Source organism: Citrobacter sp. wls827, from assembly GCF_005280875.1.
GTDB classification, from domain to species: domain Bacteria; phylum Pseudomonadota; class Gammaproteobacteria; order Enterobacterales; family Enterobacteriaceae; genus Citrobacter; species Citrobacter youngae.
Genome location: NZ_SZWR01000003.1, coordinates 41222 through 45429, shown reverse-complemented (window position 1 = coordinate 45429; position 4208 = coordinate 41222). Strand labels below are relative to the sequence as shown.

The 4208-nt window shown below is 55.4% G+C and carries 4 protein-coding genes; all 4 read left to right on the top strand.

The genetic code is table 11. From position 1 onward, the window contains the following. Window positions 1-184 (top strand): hypothetical protein (locus tag FDX03_RS22785; RefSeq protein WP_212724551.1); only part of this gene is annotated, 184 nt, incomplete at its 5' end. 31 nt (window positions 185-215) lie between these two features. Beyond that, entirely contained in the window at window positions 216-1304 is a 1089-nt protein-coding gene (locus FDX03_RS02980; RefSeq protein ID WP_061067354.1) for an ABC transporter substrate-binding protein, read from the top strand. A 76-nt stretch (window positions 1305-1380) separates the two neighbouring features. Continuing rightward, window positions 1381-3150, top strand: coding sequence for an iron ABC transporter permease (locus FDX03_RS02975; protein ID WP_137345472.1), 1770 nt, complete (start codon window positions 1381-1383; stop codon window positions 3148-3150). Further along, a partial coding sequence (locus tag FDX03_RS02970; RefSeq protein WP_137345473.1) for an ABC transporter ATP-binding protein occupies window positions 3143-4208 on the top strand: 1066 nt, incomplete at its 3' end. The genes FDX03_RS02975 and FDX03_RS02970, both read left to right, overlap by 8 nt.

Here is a 4208-nt window from a genome sequence, read left to right as displayed (position 1 = left end):
GTATAGTGCCGGATGGCGCTTCGCTTATCCGGCCTACAACGGTGAGCATTCCATTCTCTCAAATCCCCGCGCTCACGGTTTCTATGGTGTTAATTACCGAAACAACGCCAACAATCACATTTCCACCAGCCGGCTCTCTCTCCCCTCTTGTCTCTCCCTTCTCATCCGCTATGTTGACTTTTAGTTCCCAAAGTGTAACCAGAAGGTTAATAATAATGACGAACACATTCCGCATCTCTCTGATCTCTGCTGCTGTTTTCATGTCGTTTTCTGCCCTGTCCGCGCTACCGCAGGGGTATCCGGCTGACTACCAAAAGGTGGTTGATGCCGCCACCAAAGAAGGCAAAGTCGTGGTTTACTCCACAACGGATACCAAAGCGGCGGGGCCGCTGATTCAGGGCTTTGAAGCCACCTATCCGGGCATCAAAGTTGAATATAACGATATGAACAGCACCGAGCTGTATAACCGTTATATCAGCGAACAGGCTGCTGGCGGCGGCAGCGGTGACGTCATCTGGAGCTCCTCCATGGATACCGCGATGAAGCTCGCGACCGATTATGCGATGGAGTATGTTTCAGCAGAGCAGAACCAGCTACCGAAATGGGCGGTCTGGCACAACAAAGCGTACGGCACCACCTACGAGCCAGTGGTGTTTATTTACAACAAGCGCCTCATCCCGGCGAACGAGGTTCCGGATTCTCACGCCGCGCTGGCAAAGCTGATTGCAGGCCAGGTGGATAAATTCAAAAGCAAAGTCACCACCTACGATATCGAAAAATCCGGGGTTGGCTTCATGCTATCGGTGCTGGATTACAAGGCCGATCCGAACTACTTCAAAACATTGGCCGACGTGGCGAAAGGCGGGTTAGCCGTGCAATCGTCCACTGGTACGATGATGGAGAGGGTTTCATCGGGTGAAAACCTGATTGGTTATAATATCCTCGGCTCTTACGCCGAAGCGCGTGCCAAAAACGACCCGTCACTGGGCATCTCCTATCCGAAGGACTACACCCTGGTGCTGTCACGAGTTTCTTTCATCAGCCAGCAGGCTGAACATAGCAATGCCGCCAAACTGTGGCTGGACTATGTGCTGTCTGAAAAAGGGCAAAACATCCTCGCCAACCAGGCCGATATTCCCTCTATCCGTAACGACATCGAAGGTAAAAATGACATCGACGGAATGACCCAAATGCTGGGTAGCGCGCTGAAGCCGATCCCGGTTGATGAGTCATTACTTGAATACCTGCAACCGAAAAAACGTCTGGACTACATCAAACAGTGGCGTGAAGCCGCGGCCAAATAAGAGCCAGAACCAGGCGTACGGTTCACTGGTGCGCCTGGTACTCGCTTCCTGAATTCGTGTTACCGGATCTCCGCTTATGAATGCATTACGCAGAAAGTGGCAAAGCTTGCCGCGCGGCATCGTCGTGCTGTTAACCGCGCTGGTTATCTACACGCCATTGTCGTTCATCGTGATACAAAGCTTTTTGTCCGCGCCATTTTTCTCGCCGGCAAAGGACTGGAGCCTTGAATCCTTTGGCTTTATTTTTACCGACCCTGACTTCTATAAGGCGCTGAAAAGCGGCTTTATTCTCGCATTCGGTCTGGTCATTATCGCCATTCCTCTGGGCGGCATACTGGCCTTCCTGATGGTACGTACCGACTTACCGGGTAGACGTCTGATTGAGCCGCTGATCCTTGTGCCTATTTTTGTTTCACCGATGGTGCTGGGTTTTGGCTATGTGGTGGCCGCAGGGCCGGTAGGCTTCCTGTCACTGTGGGCACAATCGCTGATTGGCTTCGTGCCGTGGAATATCTACGACATGTCGAGCATCGTGGTGATTGCGGGTCTGACGCACGTGCCGCACGCCTACCTCTATATCTCGTCGGCGCTGCGCAGCGTGAGCTCAGACGTGGAGGAAGCCGCGCGTATCTCCGGCGCTTCCCCGCTACAGGTGATGACCTCGGTCAGCCTGCCGATGGTTCGCCCCTCGATTCTGTACGCCGTTGTGCTGCTGTTTTTCCTCGGTCTGGAAGTCTTTGGTCTGATGCTGGTGCTGGGCGATCCGGAAGGCAACATGGTGCTGGCGACCTACCTGTACCAACTGACCAATAAACTGGGTACGCCGTCGTATCACCTGATGGCGGCGGTCGCGGTGGTGCTGATTTGTCTGACCATCCCACTGGTCATGCTACAACGTCGCCTGATGCGTACCGCTAACCGCTTCGTCACCATGAAGGGTAAAGCCTCGCAGGCCCGCGCGCTGCCGCTGGGTAAATGGCGCTGGATAGCGGGGGCTGTGGTGGCGTTCTGGCTAACCATCACCATTGGCGTGCCGCTAATGGGCGTGGTGCTGCGTGCGTTTATCTCCAACTGGGGCGTAGGCGTTTCGCTGTGGGATGAGCTGTCGCTTAGCACCTTTCGCACCATCTGGGAACAGCCGAACCTGTTGCGGGCCATCGTCAACTCCATGGCGATTGGCGTAATAGGCGGCGCACTGGCGGTAGGTTGCTATCTGTTTATTGGTATCGCGATGCACCGCAAGCCGGATAACACCACGCGTTTTCTCGACTACAGCGTGCTGGTGCCCCGTGCGGTGCCGGGCCTGCTCGCGGGTCTGGCGTTTTTGTGGGTGTTTCTGTTCTTACCGATGTGGCTCGATAACGCGCTGAAATCCGACTGGTTATCCGGCATGCCGTGGTCGCAGTGGTTGCGAGACACGCTGATTGTCTGGCTGCGCTCGCTGCGTAGCACCATTTTCAGCGTCTGGCTGGCGTATACGGTGGTGTGGATGGCCTACGGCCTGCGCCTCATCTCCTCAACGTTGCTACAAGTGGGGCCAGAGCTGGAGGAAGCGGCACGCAGCACCGGTGCGACGCGTGGCCAGATTACCCGCCACGTTACCATTCCGCTTTCGCGTTATGGGCTGATTGGCTCATGGCTGCTGATGTTCCTGATCTTTGAGCGTGAGTATTCCACGGGCGTCTATCTGCTGTCGCCGGGTACGGAAACCATCGGCTCGATGCTGGTATCTCTGTGGGCGGCAGGTGCTATCGACATCGTCGCAGCACTCTCGTTTATCAATATTCTGTTGGTGGTGGTGGGCCTGGGTATTGCCCTACGTTTTGGAGTGAAATTACATGATTGAATTATCGGTCGAGAACCTGCACTTAACCTACGGTGATAATCCGGTGCTAAAGGGCGTGACCATGGACCTCAAACGGGGCGAAGTGGTTTCGTTACTCGGGCCGTCCGGGAGCGGTAAAACCACCCTTCTGCGCGCGGTGGCCGGGCTGGAAAAACCGACACAAGGGTCAATTACCATCGGCAACAACAAGGTCTACGACGGCACCCCGCGCAGCGAAATCCCCGCCGAAGAGCGTAATCTGGGGCTGGTATTCCAGTCCTATGCCTTGTGGCCGCATAAAACCGTATTTGAGAATGTGGCCTACCCGCTGAAGTTGCGCAAAGTTTCCACCGCAGAGATCAACCAACGGGTACAGGGTGTGTTGGATCAACTGGGCCTGGGACATCTGGGTAAGCGCCATCCGCATCAACTTTCTGGCGGCCAGCAACAGCGCGTAGCGATTGGCCGGGCGCTGGTTTATAACCCACCCGTGATCCTGCTCGATGAGCCATTATCCAACCTTGATGCAAAACTGCGGGAAGAAGCGCGCGTATTCCTGCGTGAGCTGATTATTAATCTCGGGTTGTCCGCGCTAATGGTGACGCATGACCAGGGAGAAGCGATGTCGATTTCTGACCGCATTTTGTTGCTCAACAACGGCAAAATTGAACAGCAGGGTACGCCGCAAGAGATGTATGGTTCCCCAAAAACGCTGTTCACCGCTGAGTTTATGGGCAGCAACAACCGTCTGCATGGCAAAGTCACTGACGTGCGTGACGGCAAAGCACGTATTGAAGGACGCGACTGGGTCCTGTGGGGTCAGGCGGGCGACGGCGTTCAGGTTGGCCATGAGGGCACCGCGGTGATCCGCGTTGAACGTGTGGCGCTGGCCGACGGGCCAGGCGAAAACCAGTTGGCTCTCCCGTTGCTCACCAGCATGTATCTCGGTGACCGCTGGGAGTACCTGTTCCGCACCGTAGCTGATGATTTTGTCATCCGCGCCTACGGCAACGAAGTACGCGATCCTCAGCATTGCCACCTGGCGTTACCCGAAAAACATGTTTGGGTGTTCCCAAAAT

What these genes read in the sequence shown, in the direction of transcription:
- FDX03_RS02980 (WP_061067354.1), top strand. Translation starts at nt 216, where the DNA reads ATGACGAACACATTCCGCATCTCTCTGATCTCTGCTGCTGTTTTCATG.
- FDX03_RS02975 (WP_137345472.1), top strand. Translation starts at nt 1,381, where the DNA reads ATGAATGCATTACGCAGAAAGTGGCAAAGCTTGCCGCGCGGCATCGTC.